Annotated in this window: 26 protein-coding genes; 17 read left to right on the forward strand and 9 right to left on the reverse strand. The window is 66.2% G+C overall.

The window, feature by feature from the left end; translation table 11 throughout:
* Positions 1 to 358 precede the first annotated feature (358 nt).
* Positions 359 to 793 (forward strand): GNAT family acetyltransferase, encoded by a 435-nt coding sequence (locus KDH83_RS18125; RefSeq protein ID WP_212318387.1) that lies wholly within the window; start codon positions 359 to 361, stop codon positions 791 to 793.
* A 79-nt stretch (positions 794 to 872) separates the two neighbouring features.
* Here the strand turns inward: KDH83_RS18125 and KDH83_RS18130 are convergent, their stop codons facing one another.
* The 4 genes from KDH83_RS18130 to KDH83_RS18145 all read right to left on the reverse strand — a co-directional run bounded on the left by KDH83_RS18130 (position 873) and on the right by KDH83_RS18145 (position 5,631).
* Entirely contained in the window at positions 873 to 1,826 is a 954-nt protein-coding gene (locus KDH83_RS18130; protein ID WP_212318425.1) for a succinylglutamate desuccinylase/aspartoacylase family protein, read from the reverse strand.
* An 11-nt stretch (positions 1,827 to 1,837) separates the two neighbouring features.
* Positions 1,838 to 2,845: a tripartite tricarboxylate transporter substrate binding protein gene (locus tag KDH83_RS18135; RefSeq protein WP_212318389.1), complete on the reverse strand. Its 1,008-nt coding sequence runs from the start codon at positions 2,843 to 2,845 to the stop codon at positions 1,838 to 1,840.
* Between the two features lie 430 nt (positions 2,846 to 3,275).
* Positions 3,276 to 4,250, reverse strand: a complete 975-nt coding sequence (locus KDH83_RS18140; protein ID WP_212318391.1) for a hypothetical protein — start codon at positions 4,248 to 4,250, stop codon at positions 3,276 to 3,278.
* A gap of 217 nt (positions 4,251 to 4,467) precedes the next feature.
* A complete protein-coding gene (locus KDH83_RS18145) occupies positions 4,468 to 5,631 on the reverse strand; it encodes a hypothetical protein (protein WP_212318393.1) in 1,164 nt (387 codons plus the stop codon).
* Positions 5,632 to 6,179: 548 nt separating this feature from the next.
* On the opposite strand from KDH83_RS18145, the gene KDH83_RS18150 reads away from it, so the two are divergent.
* Together KDH83_RS18150 and KDH83_RS18155 are read left to right on the forward strand one after the other, a co-directional pair.
* Entirely contained in the window at positions 6,180 to 7,034 is an 855-nt protein-coding gene (locus KDH83_RS18150) for a MurR/RpiR family transcriptional regulator (RefSeq protein WP_212318395.1), read from the forward strand.
* 210 nt (positions 7,035 to 7,244) lie between these two features.
* Positions 7,245 to 7,841: a YSC84-related protein gene (locus KDH83_RS18155; protein WP_212318397.1), complete on the forward strand. Its 597-nt coding sequence runs from the start codon at positions 7,245 to 7,247 to the stop codon at positions 7,839 to 7,841.
* Positions 7,842 to 7,923: 82 nt separating this feature from the next.
* Here KDH83_RS18155 and KDH83_RS18160 read toward each other — a convergent pair whose 3' ends face one another.
* Both KDH83_RS18160 and KDH83_RS18165 read right to left on the reverse strand, forming a co-directional pair.
* Positions 7,924 to 8,157: a hypothetical protein gene (locus tag KDH83_RS18160; RefSeq protein WP_103273825.1), complete on the reverse strand. Its 234-nt coding sequence runs from the start codon at positions 8,155 to 8,157 to the stop codon at positions 7,924 to 7,926.
* Between the two features lie 119 nt (positions 8,158 to 8,276).
* Positions 8,277 to 8,747 (reverse strand): Lrp/AsnC family transcriptional regulator, encoded by a 471-nt coding sequence (locus KDH83_RS18165; protein WP_103273826.1) that lies wholly within the window; start codon positions 8,745 to 8,747, stop codon positions 8,277 to 8,279.
* 159 nt (positions 8,748 to 8,906) lie between these two features.
* On the opposite strand from KDH83_RS18165, the gene KDH83_RS18170 reads away from it, so the two are divergent.
* The 5 genes from KDH83_RS18170 (at position 8,907) to KDH83_RS18190 (ending at position 12,282) form a co-directional block, all read left to right on the forward strand.
* A complete protein-coding gene (locus KDH83_RS18170; RefSeq protein WP_212318399.1) occupies positions 8,907 to 9,818 on the forward strand; it encodes an EamA family transporter in 912 nt (303 codons plus the stop codon).
* 72 nt (positions 9,819 to 9,890) lie between these two features.
* Complete coding sequence (locus KDH83_RS18175; protein ID WP_212318401.1) at positions 9,891 to 10,115, forward strand: hypothetical protein; 225 nt, start codon at positions 9,891 to 9,893, stop codon at positions 10,113 to 10,115.
* A 278-nt stretch (positions 10,116 to 10,393) separates the two neighbouring features.
* Entirely contained in the window at positions 10,394 to 10,606 is a 213-nt protein-coding gene (locus KDH83_RS18180) for a hypothetical protein (RefSeq protein WP_103273829.1), read from the forward strand.
* A gap of 152 nt (positions 10,607 to 10,758) precedes the next feature.
* Entirely contained in the window at positions 10,759 to 11,862 is a 1,104-nt protein-coding gene (locus KDH83_RS18185; RefSeq protein WP_212318403.1) for an AGE family epimerase/isomerase, read from the forward strand.
* Between the two features lie 204 nt (positions 11,863 to 12,066).
* Positions 12,067 to 12,282 carry a hypothetical protein gene (locus tag KDH83_RS18190; protein WP_103273831.1) on the forward strand — a complete coding sequence of 72 codons (216 nt, stop codon included), beginning with the start codon at positions 12,067 to 12,069 and terminating at the stop codon, positions 12,280 to 12,282.
* Between the two features lie 100 nt (positions 12,283 to 12,382).
* Here the strand turns inward: KDH83_RS18190 and KDH83_RS18195 are convergent, their stop codons facing one another.
* Complete coding sequence (locus KDH83_RS18195; RefSeq protein ID WP_212318405.1) at positions 12,383 to 13,312, reverse strand: LysR substrate-binding domain-containing protein; 930 nt, start codon at positions 13,310 to 13,312, stop codon at positions 12,383 to 12,385.
* A gap of 122 nt (positions 13,313 to 13,434) precedes the next feature.
* On the opposite strand from KDH83_RS18195, the gene KDH83_RS18200 reads away from it, so the two are divergent.
* The 8 genes from KDH83_RS18200 to KDH83_RS18235 all read left to right on the forward strand — a co-directional run bounded on the left by KDH83_RS18200 (position 13,435) and on the right by KDH83_RS18235 (position 20,941).
* Complete coding sequence (locus KDH83_RS18200) at positions 13,435 to 14,424, forward strand: tripartite tricarboxylate transporter substrate binding protein BugE (protein WP_212318406.1); 990 nt, start codon at positions 13,435 to 13,437, stop codon at positions 14,422 to 14,424.
* A gap of 2 nt (positions 14,425 to 14,426) precedes the next feature.
* Positions 14,427 to 15,305, forward strand: coding sequence for an N-formylglutamate amidohydrolase (locus KDH83_RS18205; RefSeq protein ID WP_212318408.1), 879 nt, complete (start codon positions 14,427 to 14,429; stop codon positions 15,303 to 15,305).
* A 205-nt stretch (positions 15,306 to 15,510) separates the two neighbouring features.
* Positions 15,511 to 15,861 carry a hypothetical protein gene (locus KDH83_RS18210; protein WP_212318410.1) on the forward strand — a complete coding sequence of 117 codons (351 nt, stop codon included), beginning with the start codon at positions 15,511 to 15,513 and terminating at the stop codon, positions 15,859 to 15,861.
* 164 nt (positions 15,862 to 16,025) lie between these two features.
* Positions 16,026 to 17,069 (forward strand): ABC transporter substrate-binding protein, encoded by a 1,044-nt coding sequence (locus KDH83_RS18215; RefSeq protein ID WP_212318411.1) that lies wholly within the window; start codon positions 16,026 to 16,028, stop codon positions 17,067 to 17,069.
* On the forward strand, positions 17,056 to 18,084 hold the full coding sequence (locus KDH83_RS18220; RefSeq protein ID WP_212318414.1) for an ABC transporter permease subunit: 1,029 nt from the start codon (positions 17,056 to 17,058) through the stop codon (positions 18,082 to 18,084). The genes KDH83_RS18215 and KDH83_RS18220 overlap by 14 nt, the downstream gene beginning before the upstream one ends.
* Entirely contained in the window at positions 18,078 to 18,917 is an 840-nt protein-coding gene (locus KDH83_RS18225) for an ABC transporter ATP-binding protein (RefSeq protein WP_249205190.1), read from the forward strand. The genes KDH83_RS18220 and KDH83_RS18225 overlap by 7 nt, the downstream gene beginning before the upstream one ends.
* On the forward strand, positions 18,911 to 20,386 hold the full coding sequence (locus tag KDH83_RS18230; protein ID WP_349291644.1) for a cytochrome c: 1,476 nt from the start codon (positions 18,911 to 18,913) through the stop codon (positions 20,384 to 20,386). The genes KDH83_RS18225 and KDH83_RS18230 overlap by 7 nt, the downstream gene beginning before the upstream one ends.
* 21 nt (positions 20,387 to 20,407) lie before the next feature.
* Entirely contained in the window at positions 20,408 to 20,941 is a 534-nt protein-coding gene (locus KDH83_RS18235; protein ID WP_212318416.1) for an OsmC family protein, read from the forward strand.
* A 94-nt stretch (positions 20,942 to 21,035) separates the two neighbouring features.
* Here the strand turns inward: KDH83_RS18235 and KDH83_RS18240 are convergent, their stop codons facing one another.
* Positions 21,036 to 21,878 carry a LysR substrate-binding domain-containing protein gene (locus tag KDH83_RS18240; protein ID WP_212318418.1) on the reverse strand — a complete coding sequence of 281 codons (843 nt, stop codon included), beginning with the start codon at positions 21,876 to 21,878 and terminating at the stop codon, positions 21,036 to 21,038.
* 106 nt (positions 21,879 to 21,984) lie between these two features.
* Between KDH83_RS18240 and KDH83_RS18245 the strand changes: the two genes are divergently transcribed.
* Complete coding sequence (locus KDH83_RS18245; RefSeq protein ID WP_212318423.1) at positions 21,985 to 22,974, forward strand: bile acid:sodium symporter family protein; 990 nt, start codon at positions 21,985 to 21,987, stop codon at positions 22,972 to 22,974.
* Between the two features lie 87 nt (positions 22,975 to 23,061).
* Here the strand turns inward: KDH83_RS18245 and KDH83_RS18250 are convergent, their stop codons facing one another.
* Positions 23,062 to 23,445: a Rieske 2Fe-2S domain-containing protein gene (locus KDH83_RS18250; RefSeq protein WP_103273842.1), complete on the reverse strand. Its 384-nt coding sequence runs from the start codon at positions 23,443 to 23,445 to the stop codon at positions 23,062 to 23,064.
* Between the last annotated feature and the right edge of the window lie 21 nt (positions 23,446 to 23,466).

The raw sequence follows: 23,466 nt of genomic DNA on the forward strand, positions 1-23,466 counted from the left end.
GTAGCGCGGTGGTCGTGATGGAAGGCACGCTGGCGGCGCCTGCCGCGTCTTGAGCCGCGTCTCGAGCGCGGCGCAGATGCCATCCACGAACGGGCGACGCGGCAAGCCGACTGCCTTGCCAGGCTTGCGTATCGCAGCTAAGCTGGCGCACATGAATCCGATCACCACCGCCCGGCCGGGCCGATTCCCGACGAACCGCTCGACGCATGCGTTGAGTGGCCGTCACGTCCGGGCGCCGTCCAGGCGCCGCATTGAAGAAGGCCACGATATGTCCCGTGGCCTTTTTGTTTTTCGCGCAGTATCCCCGCCCGCAGGCGTATCGTCCGGCCTTCGTTTTTCCCTTTTCGAGGAACGAAGCATGTCGCATCACGATCTGAACATCCGCGCTTTCCATCCGGCCGACGAGGCCGCCGTCATCCAGCTGTGGCACGACTGCGGCCTGACGCGGCCCTGGAACGATCCGAAGAAGGACGTGGCCCGCAAGCTGACGGTGCAGCCCGGGCTGTTTCTCGTGGGCGAGGCCGGCGGACGCATCGTGGCCGCGGCGATGGCCGGCTATGACGGGCATCGCGGCTGGATCAACTACCTGGCGGTGGCGCCGGACTGCCGCCGGCGCGGCCATGCCTCGGCGCTGATGCGCGCGGCCGAGCGCAAGCTGCTGGAACTGGGCTGCCCCAAGATCAATCTGCTGATCCGCGCGGAAAACGCGGCCGTGCGCGATTTCTACCAGAGCCTGGGCTTTGGCATGGACGACGTGCTGAGCATGGGCAAGCGCCTGATTCCGGACCTGTGAGGCCGGAGCGGGCGCGGGAAGGCTGGCCGCCTTCCCGCGCTTGCCGCATCCGTGTCGTGCGCGCTGGCCCTGCCCGCGCTCAGATCTGCACGGTCAGGTACACCGCCTCGCGTCCGACCACGGGCATGCGGGTCGGCATGAAGATGGTGCAGTCGTCGCAAGGCGAGCGGATCTCTTCGCCGGCGTTGATGGCGATGAGTTCACCCTCCTGGAAGACCTCGAAGCCCAGCACCGGGCGCGTGAAGCGGAAGTCGGTGGACTTCACCATGTGCACTTCCAGCAGCATGTAGCGCCGAGCGGGCGGCGCCGTCTCGGCCGAGGCCGGCGTGTCGATCAGGCCCAGGTGGCCCAGGAAGCGCAGCGTCACGTCGGTGGCCAGGTCGGCCGCCGAGCGCGCGAAGTGCTGGCCGCATTCCACCACCACGGCGCCGCCGCTGTCGGACTGCGGATCGCCGTGGCGGCCGTGGCCCATGACGCCGGTGCCGGGAAAACGTTCGGCCGGCATCACCAGCTGCACTTCGGGCGCGCCGACGGCGGTGGCCAGCGCGGCGTTGCGCGGCAGGTCGTAGTAGACCCAGAACGGCTGCACCGGCGCGCGCGTCGAATGGATGTCGAGGATGTAGTCGGCGGCATCCAGCACCGGGCGCAGCTCGCGCGCGCGGCGCAGTTCGGGGCTTTGCTCGTTGCCGTCGAGCAGTTCGGGCGTCCAGATGCGGTTCAGGTTGTGCACCAGCTGGCGGTTCTCGTACGGGCGCTCCAGGTCGAAGGCCTCATAGGCTTCGATATTGGCGAAGCTCACCGTGAGCGTGCCGATCTTGGGGCGCACGGCCGTGTCCAGCAGGTGCGTGGCGGCCACCATGCCACAGATCTCGTTGCCGTGCGTGAGCGCGTTGATCAGCACGTGCGGGCCGGGGCGGCCAGATTCGAAGCGGTGGACATAGTCGACGCCGGTGTTGCCGGCGCGATAGGCGGAGAGGTCGCGCGGCAGCACTTCCAGCGGCGCGGTGTCGGGGGCGAAGTCGGGATGGTCCATGGCGGTCAGTGTCATTCAGGCCGGATGCCGGCGCGTTCGATCAGGTCTTTATACATGACCAGGCGCTCGGACATCATGGCGGTGAACTGTTCGGGCGTCTGGTCGGCGGGCGGCAGCGAGCCGTTCTTTTCCAAAGTCAGCTTCAGCTCGTCCTCCTGCGCGACGGCGCGCACGGCGCGCAGCAGCGTCTGGATCACGTCGGGCGGCGTGCCGGCGGGCGCGGCCAGGCCGATCCACGAGGTCGTATTCAGCGTGGGATGGCCCAGTTCGGCGAAGGTCGGCACGTCGGGCAGGTAGGCCGGGCGCTCCGGCGCCGCGATGGCCAGCGCCCGCAGCTTGCCGGATTGCACATACGGCAGGAAGGGCGCCAGGTTGTCCAGCAGGAACTGCACCTGGTTCGACAGCAGTCCGCTGATCAGCGGGCCGCCGCCGCGATAGGGCACGTGCACGGCCTTGACGTCCAGCGTGTTCTTGAACAGCTCGGCGTTCAGCTGGCCCATGCTGCCCACGCCACCGGTGCCGTAGTGCAGCTGGTCGGGGTTGGCCTTCAGGTGGGCGACGAATTCCGCCAGCGTGCGGGCCGGCACGTCCGGATGCACGATGAGCGCGTTCAGCGAGCGCGACAGCTGGGATATCGAGCTGAAGTCCTTGATCGGGTCGTAGCCCAGGTTGCCGTGCATCAGCGGATTGGCCAGGTGCGAGCTTTGCGACGAAGCCACCAGCGTATAGCCGTCCGCCTTGGCGCGGGCCACGCGCTGGCTGCCGATGGAGCCGCCGGCGCCGTCGCGGTTCTCGATGATCACGCTCACGCCCAGCACCTTCGCCAGCCGTTCGGCATAGATGCGGCCGATCAGGTCGACGGAGCCGCCGGCGGGGAAGGGCACCACCAGCGTGATGGGCCGGGAGGGATAGGCATCGGCGCGGGCGGCCAGGGGAGCGAGTGGCAACAGGGCGGCGCCCAGGCCGGCTTGCAGCAGGCTGCGGCGCCGGACGCGGATGGCTGCGGGTGGGTGAGTCATGACGGAGTTAAAAAGGGGGAAGTGCAATAATAATTGCAGAATTGATAGCTAAATGCAATTAGAATTGCTAAGTGTGAGGTATCACCTAGGCACCTGTTCTAGACATGCCAGCGTATCGAAAACCAGTCCAGGACGGACTGGCGTGAGGTGAGGTTGGTTGAATGGTGCTGGTTTATTCGCAGCTGAGGCACCAGTGCCATGACGGAAGGCTTTTGAGACAACCTCGATTCCCCACGAGCAGAAGAGTAGTACTCAGCGAAATTCCATAAACCGGGCCTGACGCGAGCCAAAAATGGTAAGGCTGAAGAGCTTGCTCGGTGGGCGTTCATGCTTTCGTATGAACGCCCACATCTATCTGTACCCGGCGTGAAAGTCCGGCGTTCCTATGTTGAATTCGAATTCAATCTAATAGGGAGGCGTGCCGAGTGATTTATGGTTGATTTCGCCGGAATACTTGGCAAAACTGTTCGTTGACGCATACCCAGGCCTCAATGTCATCTGGGCCTTCGTACGACCATTTCCTCCCGTCGTGCTTGTACAAACCGTTCCAGAAAAAGCGGGCCGCGCCCGGGTCGCTGCCACTACCACTACCCTGTCCTCCAATTGGATCTACAGTGCTGCCAACACTTGGGATCGATGCTGTTCCTTGGCTTGATGGGCTAGAGATTTGCATTTGCCGATTGCCATCGACAAGGCTAATTGTGCCGTCCACCCATTGTTTTATGTACGCACCAAAGTAGGGGGTGGCTTCGTTAAATCCGCTATAGATGTTCTGGTAGGCATCTCTGTAATGAGTAAAGCTGCTATGGTCTCCGGCTGCTTTGGTATATCTCACGCTGTTGATCTGATATACCAATCCCACGGTGTTGCCGGAGAAGGCTGTGCCGGTCATGGAGTTTCCGAAGGCATCGGAATACGACATTCCGTTTATTCCATAGCCTGCCAATATAATCCTAAGTGTTGGGATGATTTGATTTATCTTGTTTTTCAGGATGTCAAAGCCAACTCTGGGAATATCTATCATCATGATTTTCTGGAAAAAAGTGAAAACCATAAAAGTGGCATAAGTTGCTTCCACTGGTGGAAGTGCTGGAAAATTGAGTTGGGATAGCCTGTTGAGCAGTTCGATATCTGCTTGTGCTATCAGATATGCCTCGTTTGGATCCCCTGCGGCACGCAAATAGGCAATATCGTGATCTTTGCTTATTTGATCGACTAGGCTTGGGGTGCCGTTCGGGTGGATATATACCGGGCTTGCCTGCAATTCGGCTTCGGTTTTTTGGCTGTCTCGCTCGCCTGCGCTCCAGCCCGGACCGCTCCAGTTTCCATATGTCGGAAGCCAGCTTTGGGGGTCAAAAATAGTAAAGCCATCGTAGCTGACTTGGCGTTGCATCGTGATAGTCATGAGTCCATTTCCTCAGGAGAAGATCAAGCGCATGCGCTTGTACAGCTCATTGAGGGACCGCGAGATGATATGCGCTGAGAAAATAGTCGCGCATCGATCTTGGCTTCAAGGCTGGCAATAATGCTAGAAGCAAGGGGTGGCATGATCTATCGCTCGAATTAATCTGGGCTTCAAAACCCTCTTGGGTGTGCCTCAAGCGGTCTTGTTGGGTCAAGATCTATCGGTTCAGCACGGGGAGTACTTCTGCTGCGTTCCAGTTTGGTATTGAAATCCAGCTCCAAATTCCCGTATGAATATCGAGTTTTGCAAAGCCACCCGATCGGCTGTTGGGATATGTTTGAGTATCTCTATAGATGGCGGCAACGTAGTTCCCATTCGGATCTACCACCATCTCCAATGGTGTGAATGCAGTACGGGTTCTCCATATCGTGTAGAAGCCATCTGGTGTGATACGTACCACTCCGAGCGATCTGTCATTCTTCATGTTTCCCCAGATGAATGTGTTTCCCTTCTTGTCTGCAGAGGGCAGGTTTGAGTCGTAGATGTTCTGATAAACGACCGGCTCTAGTATGGATTCTTGGTTGCGGATTGTTCTGAATACTTCACTGCCGCCATATTTTTCCCTGTAGGCCATGTTTGATTCAAAACGGGCGTCGGGTCCGTAGGATGGAAATATTATTTCGCTATTATTGATGTATTGAATTCTTCCGCCGGTGATAAATGCTTGATTTTTTTTATAGAAGAGTTTCTCGGATTTTGATGAAATTCCATATTCCCAAATGTCCAATTTCATGAGAATTAATTGATTGTTTTTTGGAAGAATTTTCTCGCTTTTCCAAAATGCAATATGCGAACCGTCTGGAGATATGGCTGGAGCTAGGTTGACGCCAGGAGTAACAGGTATGACTTCGAGATCGGTTCCGTCATCTTGCATTGTTAGTATTTGGGATTTTGTGAGAGAAAGCTGGCGTTGGATTTCTGTGCCGTCATGAACGGGGATGCGGTTTAGAACGATTTTTCCTCCTTCGGCGGAGTAGTGCGCATACGGATATGAATATTCTTGAGGTAGTGCGTAGCGGAATAGTGTTCTTGATTCCAAGTTGAATCTCATGATGTCGCAGTGACCATTTTTATGCTCGGGGCATTCAACAAAAATCCAGTCTTTCCCGTTTTGATGCACACTCAGTGATCGTATTGTTCGATTTTCGTTCTTCGGCAAGAAGGGCGCCTCGATTGCTACTGTGAGTCCGGAGGCGGATGCAGCGTTTGCAGGAAGAACGGTGGCGACCGTTGCAAAGAATAAGAGGGAGGTTCCCAGTCTGCTCAGGCGGTGAGGAGATAGGGAGAAATTGACTATGAAACAGTCCGTTGCTCTCTTCATTTTTCTTGCAGTTTCCTTGAGCGAGAGCGTGATGCCTTTTTGTAGGTATCTCGCTTTGGATTATCTAGGCGAGCATTTGCTCGAAACTGGTTCTACCTGTTTATCTGCTTGGGCCAGGTTAGCGATTTTTTTCTGCATTGATAATAGGAATCATCCTATTTTTGATGGGCGCTCATCGGTCTTGTAGCGATATTTCAAATCGAGATGTGTTCATTTCTTCGCGAATTCGGGGTTCTAGGCGACCTCGTGCACGCATATTGGCTGGAGTGTCCACAACGTCGTTGGAATCGCATTCCACCGGTTCACTTTGAGGCTTTGCCATCGATGGTTCCGTCGTTTCTAAAAGACGATGAGTTCTGGAGAGCGGCCGTAGTGTGATGCTCGGTGGTTTCCAAAGCCAGGGTTGTGCTGACGTTTGTATTAGACAGACTCCGATCTTGCGGATCGCCAACATGGGAGCTGGGTGCGGCATTCGGGTACGAGGCCTGTGTGGTACTCACCGCACTTTGCTTGCAAGTCTGAACGTCCTTGTAGAATCGGCCCTCACCATGAACCTGAACCAACGCATCGCGGGCTATGGCCGCAAACTCTCCAAGACCGAGCGCCTGCTCGTCGACGAGATGCTGGCGCGCTATCCGCAAAGCCTGCTGGAATCCGCCACCGCGCTGGCCCGGGCGGTGGGCACCAGCGCCTCGACCGTGGTGCGCCTGCTCGCCAAGCTGGGCTACGACAGTTATGCGCAGGCGCAGACCGAGGCGCGCGCCGAAGTCTCCGCCAGGCTGGCTTCGCCGGGCGAGCGCGCCGACGCCGTGGGCGCCGACGGCCACGGCGCGCGCGCCTGCCTGCACAACGCGCTGCTGCATGACCAGCACAATTTGCAGGCGACCTTCGCCGCGGCGGACCCGGCGGTGTTCGAGGCCGCCGTGCGCGCGCTGACGCAGCGCAAGGCGCGCGTGCATGTGCTGGGGCTGAGGCAGGCCGCGCCGCTGGCGGGCTACGCGGCGCTGTACCTGAACCTGTGCCTGCCGGGCGTGCGACCGCTGGCCACACAGGGGCCGCTGTTCCTGGAGGACCAGCTGTTGTGGGTGGACGAGCGCGACGTGCTGCTGGCTTTCACGTTCCGGCGTTATTCGGTGGCGGCGGCCAAGGCGGTGCGGGTATTCCGCGAGCGCGGCGCGAAGGTGGTGCTGATCACCGACTCGGCTTCCGCGCCGGCCGCGCGCTGGGCCGACCAGGTGCTGGTGGCGCAGTGTTCCAGCGCCTCGCCGTTCGATTCCTACACCGCGCCGATGGCGCTGTGCAATGCCTTGCTGGCGGCGGTGGCGCAGCGCTGCAGGCAGCCGCTGGGCGAGGCGCTCGCGCGCGGCGAGGCCTTGTGGGACGAGCAATGGATACGCTCCTGAACGCCAGCGTCTGTCGGCCTCCAGGCGAGACTGTGTTTATTTTCCCGTAAACTCCTACCAGATGTTGCCGGCGCGCCGGGCGCGCAGTTGCATGGCGGCATCTGTTGCAGTGCCGCGGCAGGTTTTGTTGCGTTTATCACAATCGTGTGGCTTGCCTTGGGCCCCCTGGCCGTTACAGTGGGGGCGGATGACAACAACAAGGAGCGTTCCATGTTCGATTCTCTTCCCATGTTCCGCCGCGCTGGCCTGGCCGCCGCGACGATCAGCGTCGCCGGCCTGCTGTTCGCCGGCTGCACCACCACTACGCCGACTTCATCGGCCACGCCCGCCGAGCAGCGCAAGTCGCTCAGCAGCGCGGCGGACGAGACGTTGGGCAGGCTGTACCAGGCTTCGCCGCAGTCCAAGGAGCTGGTGGCGCGCGCCAAGGGCGTGCTGATATTCCCGGATGTGCTGAGCGGCAGCTTCATCGTCGGCGCCGAGCACGGCAAGGGCCTGCTGCGCGTGGGCGGCGCCAATGCCGGCTACTACAGCACCACCGCTGGCTCGATCGGCTTCCAGGCCGGCGCGCAGTCCAAGGCCATGGTGTTGCTGTTCATGACGCAAGGCGCGTTGGACAAGTTCCGTAACAGCAGCGGCTGGACCGTCGGGGCCGACGCCACTGTCGCGGTGGTGGATATCGGCGCGAACGGCCGCATCGACACCAACACGGCGCAGCAGCCGGTGGTGGGCTTCGTGATGAACAATGGCGGACTGATGGCCGGCGTGTCGCTGGCCGGCACGAAGATCTCCAAGATCGACGGACTGTGATCCTTTCCCGGCGCCAAGCGCGCCGGACCGCCTGCATTGCGCGGGCAGCAGCGGCCGGCTTTCATGCCGGCCGCTTTTCATTTCAAAGCATGGCGGCGTCGCCGCCCTGGCGCACGGCTTGCGCGCGCGCGATCTCGGCGGCTTCGATTTCAGGATCCAGGCCGCGCCAGCGCAGGATGCGGCCGCGCGATTCCTCGGGCTCCCATCCCAGCAGGCCGTAGCGCGTGATCTCGGTTTCGCCGGAGGCGAATTCCACTTCGAAATATCCCTGGCGGTCGGGCAGCGCGCCGCCGGGGAACCAGTCGGTTTCAGGCATGGTGTGCTCCTTGGGTGGCGTTGGGAAACGGCGCCTGCCGGCGGCGGGCGCCATGCGTCTTCATTGTGCGGGCCATGGCCGCATCCCGCAAGCCGCGCAGCACCTGGGCATGCGTGGGGTCAGGCCAGCGGCACCGCGGTGGTGTAGAGCACCTGCTTGAGCGCGAAGCTGGAGCGGATGCTGGCCACGCCGGGGATGCGCGTGATGTGTTCGACGATCAGCCGTTCCAGCGCATCCACGTCGGGCACCAGCGCGCGCACCAGGTAGTCGGCGTCGCCCGACATCAGATAGCACTCCATGATCTCCGGTAGCACCGCGATCTCGCGCTCGAACACGTCCAGGGCGGCCTTGCGCTGCTTGTCCAGCGAGATCTGGATGAACACGTTGACCTTCAGGCCCAGCTTGCGCGCGTTCAGCAGCGTGACGCGGCGGTCGATCAGGCCCTCGGTTTCCAGGCGCCGCACCCGGGCCAGGCAGGGCGATGCCGACAGATTGACCCGGGCGGCCAGTTCCACATTGGTCAGGCGCGCGTCGCGCTGAAGTTCGTTCAGGATCCGGATGTCGGTGGCGTCCAGGTTGATGTCCAGCATTAATGACCTATGAAAAATGGATAGTCGATTGGTTTGTGCTGAGTATGCCTGTAGCAACGGTAAATTGAAGTCAATAATGCTGGGGTTAACCCTATAGACTTTCGCCTTCTTCGGCAAAAGGGCCGAAGCACGGAATAAATAGCGGTAAATCAGGCAGCAATGAGTCAGTACAGCAGCGTGCGCGGTTTTCTGCCCCTGGCGGGCGCGGTGATGATCTGGGGCGGCAATTGGCCCGTCATGAAGCTGGGGCTGGACCACATGAGTCCGCTGTGGCTGGCGGCCAGCCGCTTCGGCTCGGCGGCGCTGATCAGCGCGCTGGTGTTGGGGCTGATGGGCCGGTTGCGGCTGCCGACGCGGCAGGAGTGGCCGCTGGTCGCCGGCGTGGCGCTGCTGCAGATGGGCGCGTTCACGGCGCTGGCGCTGTGGGCCTTGCAGTATGTGGCGCCCGGCCGCGCCTCGGTGATCGCCTATGCCACGTCGATCTGGGTCATCCCGCTGTCCGCGTTGGTACTGAAGGAGCGCCTGTCCGCCGCGCAGTGGCTGGCCACGCTGTTGAGCTACGCGGGCATCGGCGTGATCGTGGCTCCCGCGTTCAGCCCCTGGCAGGCGCACACGGTGATCGGGCTTGTCATGCTGCTGGGCGCCTCGTTCGCCTGGGCCTGCAACATCATCCAGCTGCGCGGCAATCGCCATGTGCGGCTGGGCGCCGACATGATTCCGTGGCAGACCGGCATCGCGACCGTGCCGCTGGCCGCGCTGGCATGCCTGCGCGACGGCGCGCCGGCTTTCCTGGCCGTGCCGGACGCCTGGCCCGTGATCCTCTACACCGGGCCGCTGGCGACGGCGCTGACCTTCATCGTGGTGCTGGGCATGACGCAGAAGCTGCCGCCTGTGGCCACGTCCATCGCCATGCTGTGCGTGCCTGTGATTGGCCTGGTTGTGTCCTCGCTGGTATTCCATGAGCGCATCTCTGCCGATCTGGCCCTGGGCCTGGGACTCATCGCGCTCAGCGTGGCGGCCTCGGCGGTGGCGTCGCGGCTGAAGCGTCCGCTGGCGCTGCGCGCGTCCTGAGCGCAGGGCTCGCCGCCGGCGCCGTGCTATCGTTGAACCCGGCAACAGCGAGTTTGAATCAGAGAGTCCGGCATGGCATTGCATCGTTTCCAGAAGGGTGAATTGGGCCATTGGCTGCGCACGGTCGCGGACAATGCGCAGCCGGGCGCCGCGCAGGCGGAGATCCCCGCCGATATCGCGCAGGCGCTCCAGACCCTGCGCTGCATCGAGGCCGATGACGAGGGCCGTTGGCGCATCACCGACAAGGGCCTGCTGGCCCTGCGCATGGAAGAGCCCGGCGCCATCCATATGCGCTGACGCGGGGCGTCGGCGCACGCCGAAATTCCAAAGAATCTTGCGAATGTTTTCCCGGAAGGCGGCAAGGCTGCGGCCTTCGCGCGCGCGCCTGCGCGGCATGCGGGAATCTCCTGAGACGGAATAGGCGATTTCGCGCCCCGTCGCGGTATCGCCGCGCGCGCGGCACCGGTAAGATGAACTCGCGTGACGTTTGCAGGTCTATTCATACGAGCGGGCTTTCTGCACCCGCCGCGTCACGCGTGGTTCACGCGTTTAGGTAACCGACTGGGAGGTAACACATGCAGCATCGTGACCAGGAAGTACTGATCGACGTTTCCACGGCGGCCATGGATACCGGCGGATATGGCGTATTGCTGACGGTAACGGCCGAGGGCGGCACCGAAGTGGATGCCGCATTTTCCCACTTGGGCAACTGCGCCTCGTTGGACGAGGCACGTGATCGCGCGGAACTGTTCGCGCAGAACTGGGTCGAGGAAAACATCTTCCGCTAGCGCGGAACCATGCAGAAAGGAGTTCGCAGTCGTATCGGTCTGTGCGGCCATGGCGCTTGGCTAGAGGCGCGGTGACAAGAATGCAGCGGAAATTTCGGTTATCGTCGCTGCTCCATAACATGAGGCTCCGCTGGAGCCCGCGCCGTTCCAAGATGGCAGCCGCACAGACCAACTCCACGCTCGCAGCCGGCATCCGCTCGCTGCGCGCGCATTTCGATTCAGTGATCCTGCCCATGTGGATGGGGCCGGGCTTCAACCAGACGCTCGGGCTGCCCTTCGAATCACTGGATGCCGCCACCGGGAAGCCCCTGCCAGCTGAGCGTTATCGCGCGATGGCTTGCGCGCGACAGCTCTACGTGTACGCCGAGGCGCCGGGAGCCGACGCGGCCGCGCATGCCGACCGCCTGTTCGAATCCCTGCGCGCCCATTTCCAGGATGCGCGCGGCGGCTGGCGCTACAGCGTGGACGCGCAGGCGCGCCCGCTGGACGAGACCCAGGATCTCTATACCCACGCCTTCATCGTGTTCGCCTGCGCCGCGTATTTCCGGCGCTCGCGCAACGCCGCGGCGCGCAAGCTCATGCTGGGCGCGGCGGAAACCATCGAGGCTCGCTTCAAGCGGCCCGACGGCCTGTACAAGGCGGCCGTCGCCTCGGACTGGAGCCGCGCGTTGCGCGGCCCGGCCCAGAATCCCATGATGCATCTGACCGAGGCCTACCTGGCCGCGGCGCAGGTGGCCGAACCGGCGCTGTTCGCGCAGCGGCTGCGTGCGCTGGCGCAGGGCATCTCCCAGCATTTCGTGCATGCGCCCACGCAATGCGTGTCCGAGGCGCCGCAGGGAACCGCGGACAACCGGCATGAGCCCGGCCATCAGTTTGAATGGCTGTCCCTGGTGCGCGGCGCGGCCGATGTCTTCGACGGGCTGGAACTTGCCGAGAGCCTGCCGCGCGCCGCGCAGTGGGCGCGCCGCCATGGCGTCGACGCCATGGGCGTGCGCGCCGCGCTGGCGGAGAACGGCGCGGTGCGCGACGACACGCGCCGCATCTGGGCGCAGGCGGAGTACCTGCGCATGCTGGCGGTGCTGGGCGAGCGCGAGGCGCTGGCCGGGGCGCTCGATGGCTTTCGCGCCCGGTTCCTGCATGCCGGCGGCTGGTACGAGTGCCTGGATGCCCAGGGGGCCGTGGCGCGCGCCGATATGCCGTCAACCTCGCCATACCACCTGGCGACCTGCCTGGCGGCGCTGTCCGAGGCGGGTTGACGCGCGGCGGGGCGTCCGCCCCGATCCCGTGCCGATTTCGCGGAAGCGGGCCGTTCGATTCTGGAAGATGCTGTGCCCGGACTGCGCCGACTGTCCGATTTCTGCACATATTTCCCGGTCATTCTTGCTTCGTTAACAATTTTTTGCGAAGAATATTGGTGAAATCCCTTACAATTTCGTAACTAAGTTTGTGGGGAAGCATCAATGAGCGTTATGTGCTTGGCTTGCCAACGCATTAACCCTGGCCTGGCCGGCGTCGCGCCGCATGCGCAGCTCGGTCATCAAGGATTCACCAACCCGACGCAGCGTGGTCGCGAGGAAAGCCGCGAGGATCATTTCCGCTGCCTGAGCTGCGGCGCCAAATGGTTGCGCGAAACGGACAAATGGGGCGTGGACCTGGGCTTCAAGCTCGCGCCCTGATTTTCCACGGCAACATCGATGGAACCAGCCCCTCGCGAGGGGCTTTTTCTCGTCCTGCGACTGTCCGGGGGGCGCGGCCGAGAGGCCGGCAGCGGGAGGGCTACCCCCTGGCCGCCGCCACGTCGGGATCCGCGCCGGCGGTATCCAGCAGCCATGTCCTGAAGCAGGCCAGCGCGGAGTGGTCGCGCCGCTGCGGCGGCGCGCAGAGATGGTAGCCGCGGGCGATGCGCGCCTGCAGCCCGGGGAAGGGCGCGGCGACGCGGCCGGCCAGCAGATCGTCGCGCACCAGGCAGCGCTGCAGCACGGCGATGCCCATGTCCGCCATCACGGCTCGCACCAGCAGCGAGACCTGGTCGAAGCCGCTGGCCAGCTTCAGTCGCTCGCGCGGCGCGCCGACGGCGCTGAACCATTGCGTCCAGTTCTCCACGCCATTGCCGTGATAGAGCAGCGGCTCGCCCAGCAGGCCGACGGGCGTGTCCCACATGCCTTGTGACCGCCGCGCCGCCAGGCGCGCGGGATGGCAGATGACCACCATTTCGCGGCCGATCACGTAATCGGCCTGCCAGCCGGGCCATTGGTCCCGCCCGCCCCCGAGGGTGCTTGCGTCGGGCGTGGCGCCGGAAAAATCCTCGTCGCGCCGGTAGGGCGCGAAGCTCAGCTGGATCTCGGGGTGACGCTGATGGAAGTCGGGCAGGCGCGGCATCAGCCAGGCGCTGGCCAGCGTCGGCACGCTCGATAGCGTCAGCTGCAGCCGCCGGTCCTGCGCGCGCAATCCGGCGCTCAGGGTCTCGATGGCGCGCAGCGGTTCCTGGGCGCCGTCATAGAGCTTGCGGCCGGTGTCGGTCAGCGTCAGGCCGTGCGCGTTGCGGCGCATCAGCGGCTGGCCGAAATGCGCTTCCAGGCGCGAGATCGCCCGGCTGACCGCGCCCTGGGTCACGCACAGCGCCTCGGCGGCCTGGGTGAAGCTGCCCAGGCGGGCCGCCGTGACGAAGGCGTGCAGCTCCGACATGGAAGGCGAATGCAGGCGCATCGGGCGGTCTCTTACATGATCTTTGGTAATGAAGGCGTGCAATATAGTCGTTTGAAAGGGGACCGTAAAGTTCGGACACTGGCGGCCTGCAACGACTACGTCACTTTCCCGGAGTAGCCCTCATGTCCCGCCGCCTTTCCGGCCGGTTCGCGCGCGTCGCGCTCGCCGGCATCATCGCCACGCTGACCTTTGCCGGCGCCGCCCGCGCCGCCGACTATCCCACCCGGCCGATCAAGCTGGTGGTGCCCTTCGCCGCCGGCGGTTCCACCGACATCGTGGCGCGCCTGGTGGCGGAATACGCAGGCCGCGACCTGAAGCAGACCATCGTGGTCGAGAACAAGGCTGGCGCCGGCGGCTCGCTCGGCATGGAGCAGGTCGCCCGCTCGACGCCGGATGGCTACACCATCGGCATGGCGACGATGAGCACGCACGGTTCCAACCCGGCCGTCTACCGCAAGATGAACTACGACCCGGTCAAGGACTTCGCGCCGATCGGCAATGTGCTGGCCGTGCCCAGCATCTTCGCGGTCAATCCGCAGATCCCGGTCAGGAACATGGCCGAGTTCGTGGCGCTGGCCAAGGCATCGCCCGACAAGTACAGCTTCGCCTCGCCAGGCGTGGGTTCGCTGGGCCACGTGAACATCGAGAACTTCATGATGCTGGCCGGCATGAAGCTGCTGCACGTGCCGTATCGCGGCGCGGGTCCGGCGCTCAACGACGTGATGGGCGGCCAGGTGGACGCCATCACCGACAACCTGTCCTCAACCCTGCCGCAGGTCGCCGGCGGCAAGCTGCGCGCGTTGGCCGTGCTGGGCGCGCAGCGTTCGCCGTTGCTGCCGGACGTGCCCACCTACATCGAGCTGGGCTATCCCGACATGGGCACGGGTGGCTGGTTCGGCCTGGTGGCGCCGGCCGGCACGCCGCCGGCCGTGATCGAGCGCCTGAACCAGGCGGTGCGCGCGGCGATGGATAATGCGGAATTCCGCAAGAAGGCGGAAGATGTGGGCGGCACGCTGATGCCGACCACGCCGCAGGAGTTCCAGGCCCAGATCAACGAGGCCCTGGCCCGCTACGCCAAGGTGGCCAAGGCCGCCAACATCCAGGCAGACTGACGATGACGCAAGCCGATTTCCAGCCCGTATCCGTATTCGAACCCGCCGTTGCGGCGTTGCCGCTGGTCTGTGATTCGCCGCACAGCGGCGAGACGTATCCGGCGGATTTCGGCGCCGCGGCCTCGCTGGCGCAGCTGCGCCAGGGCGAGGACACGCATGTGGATGCGCTGTGGTCGGCGGCGCCAGCGCTGGGCGCGACCCTGGTCGCCGCCAATTTTCCGCGCGTGTACATCGATCCCAACCGCACGCTGCGCGACCTGGATCCCGAGCTGCTGGCCGAACCCTGGCCCGAGCCGCTGGAGCCCGGCGAAAAGACGCGGCTGGGCAAGGGGCTGATCTGGCGCCGCATGGACAAGGCCACGCCGATCTACGACCGCAAGCTCACGCTCGCCGAGGTGCGCCATCGCATCCAGGCCTATTACGAGCCCTATCACGCGGCCCTGTCGCGCGCGATCGGCGATACCGTGCGGCGCTTTGGCGCGGTCTGGCACCTGAACCTGCATTCCATGCCCAACGATGCCTATGAGCGGCTGGGCCGGACCAGTCCGCATCCGCTGGCCGACTTCGTGCTGGGCGATCGCGACGGCAGCACGTGCGAACCGGAGTTCATCGCCCTGATCGAGACCGCCTTGCGCGCCAAGGGCTATACCGTTGCGCGCAACGATCCCTACAAGGGCGTGCAGCTGATCGCGCAGATCGGCCAGCCCGCGCTGAACCGTCACAGCCTGCAGGTCGAGATCCGTCGCCCGCTGTACATGGACGAGACCAGCCGCGAACGCAACGCAGGCTTCGAAGCGCTGCGCGCGGACCTGACCGACGTGCTGTCGCAAACCGCCGCCTATGTGCGCGAGCGCATCGCCGCGACAGAATCGACAAAATAGAAAGTACGCCAGGAAGGCGGTTCCTCAAGGCGGCAAGAGCGGCGTTGACGCATGTCAACGCCGTTTTTATTGGCGCTGGCAAGATGGGTCCCCCTGTGCCAGGGCGGCGCGACGGCTGTCTGCTTAAGTTTCAGCCGCGTCCGCCGTTGTCGTAGGACAGCAGCGTGTCGCGGTGCGACCGCGCCATAAGAGACAAGGAACCGGCATGGCCGAGAAGATCATCAACGGATTTTCAGTGGTGGCGTATGCGACGCAACCCGAGGGGCGCGTGCCCGCGCGCGCGTTTCTGGAGACGCGGCGCCTGCCCGTGAAACCGCCCAAGGACGCCGTGAAGCCGTCCAGGGACGCCGTGAAGGCGCAGGCGGAAAAAGCGGCGCAGCAGGAAGGCGAGGAGCCGCAGGATCAGGCGCCCGAGCAGGAAGAGCCGCAGCCTTTCGAGATCTTCATCAGCCGGCGCTTTCGCAGCACGGTCGAGGCGATGTCGGCCGCGCGCAACGCGCTGGACCGCGTCAAGAGCGTGGACGCGGAAGGCGTTCCCGACCACCTGCCGGAGTAGGCCGCGCGCCGCGCCGGCGGCGCTGCCGCCGGCATTCCGATGGCGCCGCGCGCCACCGGTCACATATTGTTATCCCGACTTTGTATTTGTCCTGGCCCTTGGCGCAGACGGATGATGCCGCATGGCAAGCATCGCCATTCACAGTCTGCTCATAAGGAAGGTTGATGAATACGAAAGTCCACACGGGCGCGGACGGCGCCCGGGGTTTGTCGCGCGGCATATCCCGCCGCGCGCTGTTGCGCGCCGCCGGCGTCGCCGGCTTGGCCGCGCCGCTCGGCATGCTGGGTTCGCGCGTGCTGGCGGCCAATACCGCGCCGCGCACTTTCAAGATCGCGTGGAGCCAGACCGCCGTCTGCCAGTCGCCCGTGTCGGTGGCGCTGGAGCGCGGCTTCTTCGACAAATACGGCCTGCGCGTCGAGCGCATCAACTTCAGCGGCTCGACCGACCAGCTGCTTGAAGCCATCGCCACCGGCCATGCCGACGGCGGCATCGGCATGGCGCTGCGCTGGCTCAAGCCGCTGGAGCAGGGCTTCGACGTCAAGCTGGCCGTCGGCACGCATGGCGGCTGCATGCGGCTGCTGACGCCGGCCGATTCGCCCATCAAGAGCGTGCAGGACCTGAAGGGTCGGCGCGTGGCCGTGTCGGACCAGGCCAGCCCGGTGAAGAACTTCTTCGCCATCCGCGTGGCGCAGCTGGGTCTGGACCCTGACCAGGTCGACTGGCGCCAGTATCCGCAGGACCTGTTCGGCGAAGTGCTGCGCAAGGGCGAGGTCGACGCCATCGCCGGCGACGATCCGCTCATCTACACGCTGCGCGAGGACAACAAGCTGCGCGAGATCGCCACCAATCTGGAAGGCGACTACGAGAACCGCACCTGCTGCGTGCTGGGCCTGCGCGGCGACCTGGTGCGCAAGGATCCGGAGGCCGCCGCCGCCATCACGCGCGCGGTGATCGACGCGCAGCGCTGGACCGCGTCCAATCCCGACGAGACCGCGCGCATCTTCGCGCCCTACGTGCCGGGCAAGGTGCCGGCCGAGCGCGTGGCGCAGATCCTGCGCAGCCACTCGCACGGCCATGCCTCCACCGGCGCCGCGCTGCGCGAGGAAATCGTGGGCTACGCCAAGGACCTGAAGATCATCAAGGTCCTGAGCGCGAACCTGGACATCAACAAATACGCGCAAGCGGTGGTGCCCAATGTCCTCGGCTGACGCGGCGCTGGCCGCCAGCGCGGCGCGCGCTCCGGGGCGCGCCGCGCGCGCGCCGGGATGGCGCCTGTGGAAGACCGGCGTTGCCGCCGCCGCGCTGTGGGCCGGCGTGGGCGGGCTGACGCTGGGCCTGCCCAATGTCGAGGTCGGCTTCACGTCCTGGAGCTACACGCGCGAGTTCGGCGTGGCGGCGCTGGCGCTGGCGGCCTTGCTGCTGCTGGCGGCGGTGTCGGGCCGCGAACAGGCCCGGCCGGCGCAGGCGCTGCGCCGCGCCGGACCGTGGTTCGCGGCGCTGGCGGTGGCCGTGGGCGGTTGGGAGCTGGCAACCGCCAAGCTGGCCCTGCTGCCCAGTCCCTTCTTCGCGCCGCCGCAATCGCTGATCGAGGTCTACGTCTCGGATTACAAGCGGCTCCTGGACAGCCTGCTCAACTCGCTGTGGCTGCTGTTCAACGGCTTCGTGCTGGGCGCGGCGGCGGGCTTCCTGACCGGCGTGGCGATCGGCTGGTCGCGCGGGCTGGGTTATTGGGTGCATCCGGTGCTGCGCTTCCTGGGGCCGGTGCCGTCGACCGCGCTCTTGCCGATGGCGTTCTACTTCTTTCCGTCCGGCTGGTCGGCGGCGGTGTTCCTGATCGCGCTGGCGACCTGGTTCCCCGTCACCGTGCTCACCTGGTCCGGCGTGGCGGGCGTGAACCGCGCCTACTACGACGTGGCGCGCACCATGGGCGCCAGCGAGTGGTTCCTGGTGCTGCGCGTGGCCATACCGGCGGCGCTGCCGCAGGTCTTCGTGGGCCTGTTCATGGGGCTGGGCGCGTCGTTCTCGGTGCTGGTGGCCGCTGAAATGATGGGCGTGAAATCCGGCCTGGGCTGGTATCTGTCCTGGGCGCAGGGCTGGGCGTCCTACGCCAATATGTACGGCGCGCTGATCGTGATGGCGCTGGTGTTCTCGGGCCTGATCACGCTGCTGTTCCTGGGGCGCGATCGCCTGCTTGCATGGCAGAAGGGAGTCGTCAAATGGTAGCCGTGGCGCAATCGGTTTCCCCGGCGCCGACGGCGCATCCGCCGGGATTCGGCGCTGCGACGGGCGCGCAGCCGGCGCGCGGCGCGGCCTTGTCGGTGCGCGGCGTCAATCACCGCTTCGAGCTGGAAGGCGCGGCCCTGCCGGTGCTGGACAACATCGACCTGGATATCCAGCCGGGCGAGTTCGTGGCTCTGCTCGGTCCGAGCGGCTGCGGCAAGTCCACGCTGCTGCGCCTGGTCGCGGGACTGGAGCCGCCGGCCGAGGGCGCGCTGCTGGCCGACGGCGAGCCCATCGCGGGTCCGTCGCCCTCGCGCATCGTGGTGTTCCAGGACCCCACGCTGTATCCCTGGCGCACGGTCTGGAACAACGTGGCGCTGGGCCTGCAGGCGCGCGGCCTGCTCAAGACCCAGGGCGCGCGCGTGGACGATGCCTTGCAGCGCGTCGGCCTGCAGGCCTTCGGCCAGGCTTATCCGCATCAGCTGTCCGGCGGCATGGCGCAGCGCGCGGCGCTGGCGCGTGCGCTGGTCAACGACCCGCGCATCCTGATCCTGGACGAGCCCCTGGGCAAGCTGGATTCGCTGACCCGCATCGCCATGCAGTCCGAGCTGGTGGACTTGTGGCAACGCGCGGGCTTCACCGCGCTGCTGGTGACGCACGACGTCGAGGAAGCGCTGTTCATGGCGACCCGCATCGTGGTGCTGAGCGAGCGGCCGGCGCGCATCAAGGACGAGATCGTCAACGACCTGCCATACCCGCGCCATCGGGGCGATCCGAAGCTGGCGGCGTTGCGGCATCGCGCCTTGGCGCTGCTGGGCCTGGACGCGACGTGGTGAGTACCGTGGCGATGGCGCTGGCCGCCGCGGCGGCGCCAGCGGCCATGTTGGCCTGGTCGCGCGCCGCCCTGGCGGGCGCAAGCGGGGCAGGGCGCGCGCGGCTGGCGTGGGCTTCGGCCTGGACGCTGGCCGGGGTGGCCGGGCTGGTGGCCTTGGGCTGGTCGCGGGTGCAAGGCTTGCCGGGCCTGCTGGGTTCCCGCGCCGGACATCTGGCGCTGGCCTCGGGCACGGCGCTGGCGCTGGCCCTGGCCGCCGCATGGCTGTGGCGGCGCGAGGCGGATGCGGATTCCAACGGCGGCACGCCGGCGCGTCACGGCGCGGTGCTGGCCGCCGGCGCGCTGGCCTTGCTGGCGCTGCTGCTGGGGCAGGGTTTCGTCTGGCAGGGAGGCGAGTCGCTGGCGGTGGCCCATTGGCCCTTTGCCTGGCGCTATGACGCGGACTTGCCGGTCAGCCCGCATACCTGGCGCAGGCTGGCCTGGGCCGGCGCGCAGATGGCGTCGGCCGTGCTGCTGGCCCTGGCCGCGTGGCGTTGGCGTCGCTGGCGCATCGCCCTGTCGCTGACGGCCATCGCGCTGGGCGCCAGCGTCAGCTGGCCGCATCCGCGCATGCTGCTGACCGAGGCGCGGGCCACTTCCTACCAGCGTTCGCCGCTGCCGTTCTCGGACCGGGAGCTGCTGCGCGGCGCGGCCCTGTATCAGGCGCACTGCGCGTCCTGCCACGGCGCCGCCGCGGACGGGCGCGGTGCGCGCGCGGCCAGCCTGCCGCGCTGGCCCAGCGTGCTGGGGCCTGCCCTGTTCGACAACCGGCTGGAGGGCGAGCTGCACTGGCGCGTGGCGCATGGCGGTGACGCGCCACAGGACGCCCCGGCCATGCCGGCCTTTGGCGAGGCGCTGAGCGGCGACGACATCTGGCGCGTGCTGGACTATCTGCGGCTGCAGGCCTATGGCGTGAGCGGCGGGGCGGGCATGCCGGCGGTGCCGGCGCCGGCGGGGGCGCTGTCGTGCCGGGACGGCCGAGCGGCCTGGCTGACGGATCTGCGCGGCCTGCCCGTGCGGGTGCTGGCGCAGGTGCCCGGCGCGTCGCCCGAGCCGCAAGACCCGCGCCTGCTGACCGTGGCTTTGAGCCGCGACGGCGCGCCGGTTGCCGACGCGGACTGCGTGGCGGCGGGGCCGCAAGCCTGGGCCGCCTATGCGCTGGCGGCGGGCCTGCCCGAGGACGGGCTGGCCGGCGCGCAATTCATGGTGGACCGGCGCGGCTGGCTGCGCGCGCGTCGGCTGCCGGGCGCGGCGCCGGCCTGGACCAGCGCCGACAACGTCTGCGGTCCCGACGGCCGCATGGAGAACAGCTCGGCCCAGGGCCTGGGCGAGCTGCTGGGGGCGATGGACCGCAAGCCCATCCCCATTCCCGATATCCGGCGCGCTCCGCAAGGAGCGGGCCTTCCGGATGCGCGCCACGCGCATCGTTCCTGAGCAAGCACCGAGACAGAAGCCATGAGCAACTTGAACGAATACCTGGGCCAGAAACGCGAAGCCGTGCTGCTGCGCAATGCCCGCGATCCGCAGACCGTCGAGCCCGTGAAGCTGCGCGCGCAGGTGTCGGCCGAAGGCCGCAGCGGCGTGCGCCGCATCCGCATCCGCGACCATCAGGTGGTGAGCGACAGCCCGGCCGATTTCGCCGGCTACGACCTGGGACCCAGTTCGCCCGAGCTGCTGCTTGGTTCGCTGGGCAGCTGCCTGACGCACATCTTCCTGATCAAGGCCGCCGAATTGCAGCTGCCGCTGGAGTCGCTGCAGGTGGAGATCGAGGGCGACCTGGATCCGCGCGGCGGCAAGCCGGGCTACGAGAACGTGCCGTTCTTCCCGCACAACATCCGCTACACCGCGCACATCGTGTCGCCTGCCGACGAGGCGCAAGTGCGCGCGGTGCACGAGGCGGTGGAGCAGTGGTGTCCCATCCTGAACCTGCTCAAGCGTCCGCAGCCGCTGGAGGGCAGCGTGCGGCACACCCGGCCGGCGACGCAGTAGGCAGGGCGGGAGCGGGGCGCGCAGCCGGACGCGATCAGGGCGTAGGCCAGGGTGCTGGCATGGGCGCGCGTTTGGGCGAGTGGCGACCGGACGCTCAGGCCAGCCGGCTGCGCATCAGGATCTCGGTCAGCGCGCGCGTGGGCCGGTTGGGCGAGGGCGCCGCGATCACGATGAATTCCACCTGCGGCAGCGGCGGCAGCCGCTGCGCGCCGGCCGGCGGCGCCAGACCGGCGGTGGACAGGGGCGACGGCTGCACCGTCACGCCCCGGCCGGCGCGCGCCGCCGCCTGGCAGCCCGCATAGCTGGTGCTGGTGCAGACGATCTGCCAGCTGCGTCCGGCGCGCGCCAGCGCGTCCAGCGCCAGCCCGCGCGTGACGCTGGGCTCGCGCAGCAGGATCAGCGGCAGCGGCGCGTCGGGATCCAGCGGCAGGCCTTCCTTGGCCTGCCACAGCAGCGCCTCCTTGTGCAGCGTCTGGCCGCGCCGGTCGCCGCGCCGGCGCTTGCCTATCATCACGTCCAGCGCGTTGTCGTCCAGCAGCTTGTATAGCTCGCTGGTGACGCCGATGCTGATGTCCAGCTCGACCTCGGGATGCGCCAGCCGGAAGGCGGCCAGCACGTCGGGCAGGGGTCCCAGCGCCAGGTCGTCGGACGTGCCCAGCCGCACGCGGCCGCGCAGCCGGGGCGCGTCGAACAGGCGCTCGGCCCGTTCATGGGCGTCCAGGATGATGCGCGCATGCACCAGCAGGCTGCGGCCGTCGCTGGTCAACGCCAGCGTGTGGGTGTCGCGCACGAACAGCCGCCGGTTCAGCGCCTGCTCCAGCTGGCGCACGTGTTCGCTGACGGTGGGCTGGGTCAGGCCCAGCCGCCGCGCGGCCTCGGTGAAGCTGGGCGCGGCGGCGGCGGCGGCGAAGGTCTTGAGCCAGAGCGGATTGAGCATGGCGGACTGTCATAGGAAATTCCGATGACAGTCAAAGTAATCAATGGGCTTCACGATGGCAAGGGGCGCGCCTATAGTGGCCGGGAACTGTCCTGGAACTTCCGCCATGCGCCGCTTTCTGCCCGATGCCTTCACCCTCACGCTGATCGCCACCGTGATCCTGGCCAGCGTGTTTCCCGCCGTGGGCAAGGGGGCGTCGTTCATGCTGGTCGCCAGCAACGTGGCGATCTCGCTGCTGTTCTTCCTGCACGGGGCGAGGCTGTCCACCGACGCCATCGTGGCGGGAGTGAAGGACCTGCGTCTGCATGCCTTGATCCTGGGTTGCACCTTCGTGCTGTTCCCGCTGCTGGGCCTGGGACTGCGGGCGCTGTTTCCCGGCCTGCTGACGCCGGGCCTGTGGCTGGGCGTGCTGTTCGTCTGCACGCTGTCGTCCACGGTGCAGTCGTCCATCGCCTTCACGTCGATGGCGCGCGGCAACGTGCCCGGCGCCATCTGCGCGGCCACCGCGTCCAACCTGCTGGGCACGGTGCTGACGCCGCTGCTGGTGGCCGTGCTGCTGCATCGCCAGGGTGGCGGACACGGGCTGGCCGACGCCGGCCGCATCCTGCTGCAATTGCTGCTGCCGTTCGCGCTGGGCAGCCTGCTGCGGCCGTGGATCGGCGCCTGGGCCCAGCGCAACAGCCGCGTGTTGTCCAAGGTGGACCGAAGCTCGATCCTGCTGGCCGTCTACACCGCCTTCAGCGAGGCCGTGGCGCAGGGCATCTGGCATGCCTTTCCGGCGCTGGACCTGGCCACCATGGTGCTGGTCAACGCGGTATTGCTGGGCGCGGTGCTGCTGATCACCACCTGGGGCGCGCGCCGGCTGGGCCTGTCCAAGGAGAACGAGATCACGCTGGTGTTCTGCGGCTCGAAGAAGTCGCTGGCTTCGGGCATTCCGCTGGCGACGGTGCTGTTCGGCACGTCGCAGATGGGCATCGTGGTGCTGCCCCTGATGATCTTCCACCAGATGCAGCTGATGGTCTGCGCGGTGCTGGCGCGGCGCTATGCCGACCGGGACGCGCCGGCCGCCGGGGATGCGGCTCCGGCCCGGGTCTGACGCGGCCCGGGCCTGGTGCCGGCATCGCTGTCCGGCGCTCGAGCCTGGGACTGGCGTGGCCGTCCGGCGGCTGGGGACGGCCCGCGCTCAGGCGGCGTCCAGCGGGCGGATCTTGCCGGCGGGACGCCAGTAGACCGCGCCGTCGCGTTCCTGCACATCCAGCGCCGTGAGGCGCCCGTTCTTGCAGGGGCCGCCCACGCACAGGCCGGTGTCGGGCTGGTAGGTGGCGCCGTGGCGCGCGCACATGATGAGGTCGCCCGCGCGGGTGAAGAAGCTGCCTTCCCAGTCCAGTTCCACGCCCACGTGGGCGCAGCGGTTCAGGTAGCCGTGCACGCGGTCCTGGTAGCGCACGAAGAAGGCCGTGGTCTGGCCGGCGGCATCGTGCACCGGCACTTTCACGCCCAGGCCGCCGTTCACCAGGTCGGCGGCGCTACAGACGAGGACTTCGGGGGCGGCGGGGGATTCCTGCATGGCGGGGCCTTGGATTCAAAG

The organism is Achromobacter sp. Marseille-Q0513, from assembly GCF_018195695.1.
Classification (GTDB): domain Bacteria; phylum Pseudomonadota; class Gammaproteobacteria; order Burkholderiales; family Burkholderiaceae_B; genus Achromobacter.

Excerpts from the sequence above, each read along its gene's own strand:
- KDH83_RS18125 (WP_212318387.1), top strand. The coding sequence starts at position 359 with ATGTCGCATCACGATCTGAACATCCGCGCTTTCCATCCGGCCGACGAG.
- KDH83_RS18130 (WP_212318425.1), bottom strand. The coding sequence starts at position 1,826 with ATGGACCATCCCGACTTCGCCCCCGACACCGCGCCGCTGGAAGTGCTG.
- KDH83_RS18135 (WP_212318389.1), bottom strand. The coding sequence starts at position 2,845 with ATGACTCACCCACCCGCAGCCATCCGCGTCCGGCGCCGCAGCCTGCTG.
- KDH83_RS18140 (WP_212318391.1), bottom strand. The coding sequence starts at position 4,250 with ATGACTATCACGATGCAACGCCAAGTCAGCTACGATGGCTTTACTATT.
- KDH83_RS18145 (WP_212318393.1), bottom strand. The coding sequence starts at position 5,631 with ATGAAGAGAGCAACGGACTGTTTCATAGTCAATTTCTCCCTATCTCCT.
- KDH83_RS18150 (WP_212318395.1), top strand. The coding sequence starts at position 6,180 with ATGAACCTGAACCAACGCATCGCGGGCTATGGCCGCAAACTCTCCAAG.
- KDH83_RS18155 (WP_212318397.1), top strand. The coding sequence starts at position 7,245 with ATGTTCGATTCTCTTCCCATGTTCCGCCGCGCTGGCCTGGCCGCCGCG.
- KDH83_RS18160 (WP_103273825.1), bottom strand. The coding sequence starts at position 8,157 with ATGCCTGAAACCGACTGGTTCCCCGGCGGCGCGCTGCCCGACCGCCAG.
- KDH83_RS18165 (WP_103273826.1), bottom strand. The coding sequence starts at position 8,747 with ATGCTGGACATCAACCTGGACGCCACCGACATCCGGATCCTGAACGAA.
- KDH83_RS18170 (WP_212318399.1), top strand. The coding sequence starts at position 8,907 with ATGAGTCAGTACAGCAGCGTGCGCGGTTTTCTGCCCCTGGCGGGCGCG.
- KDH83_RS18175 (WP_212318401.1), top strand. The coding sequence starts at position 9,891 with ATGGCATTGCATCGTTTCCAGAAGGGTGAATTGGGCCATTGGCTGCGC.
- KDH83_RS18180 (WP_103273829.1), top strand. The coding sequence starts at position 10,394 with ATGCAGCATCGTGACCAGGAAGTACTGATCGACGTTTCCACGGCGGCC.
- KDH83_RS18185 (WP_212318403.1), top strand. The coding sequence starts at position 10,759 with ATGGCAGCCGCACAGACCAACTCCACGCTCGCAGCCGGCATCCGCTCG.
- KDH83_RS18190 (WP_103273831.1), top strand. The coding sequence starts at position 12,067 with ATGAGCGTTATGTGCTTGGCTTGCCAACGCATTAACCCTGGCCTGGCC.
- KDH83_RS18195 (WP_212318405.1), bottom strand. The coding sequence starts at position 13,312 with ATGCGCCTGCATTCGCCTTCCATGTCGGAGCTGCACGCCTTCGTCACG.
- KDH83_RS18200 (WP_212318406.1), top strand. The coding sequence starts at position 13,435 with ATGTCCCGCCGCCTTTCCGGCCGGTTCGCGCGCGTCGCGCTCGCCGGC.
- KDH83_RS18205 (WP_212318408.1), top strand. The coding sequence starts at position 14,427 with ATGACGCAAGCCGATTTCCAGCCCGTATCCGTATTCGAACCCGCCGTT.
- KDH83_RS18210 (WP_212318410.1), top strand. The coding sequence starts at position 15,511 with ATGGCCGAGAAGATCATCAACGGATTTTCAGTGGTGGCGTATGCGACG.
- KDH83_RS18215 (WP_212318411.1), top strand. The coding sequence starts at position 16,026 with ATGAATACGAAAGTCCACACGGGCGCGGACGGCGCCCGGGGTTTGTCG.
- KDH83_RS18220 (WP_212318414.1), top strand. The coding sequence starts at position 17,056 with ATGTCCTCGGCTGACGCGGCGCTGGCCGCCAGCGCGGCGCGCGCTCCG.
- KDH83_RS18225 (WP_249205190.1), top strand. The coding sequence starts at position 18,078 with ATGGTAGCCGTGGCGCAATCGGTTTCCCCGGCGCCGACGGCGCATCCG.
- KDH83_RS18235 (WP_212318416.1), top strand. The coding sequence starts at position 20,408 with ATGAGCAACTTGAACGAATACCTGGGCCAGAAACGCGAAGCCGTGCTG.
- KDH83_RS18240 (WP_212318418.1), bottom strand. The coding sequence starts at position 21,878 with ATGCTCAATCCGCTCTGGCTCAAGACCTTCGCCGCCGCCGCCGCCGCG.
- KDH83_RS18245 (WP_212318423.1), top strand. The coding sequence starts at position 21,985 with ATGCGCCGCTTTCTGCCCGATGCCTTCACCCTCACGCTGATCGCCACC.
- KDH83_RS18250 (WP_103273842.1), bottom strand. The coding sequence starts at position 23,445 with ATGCAGGAATCCCCCGCCGCCCCCGAAGTCCTCGTCTGTAGCGCCGCC.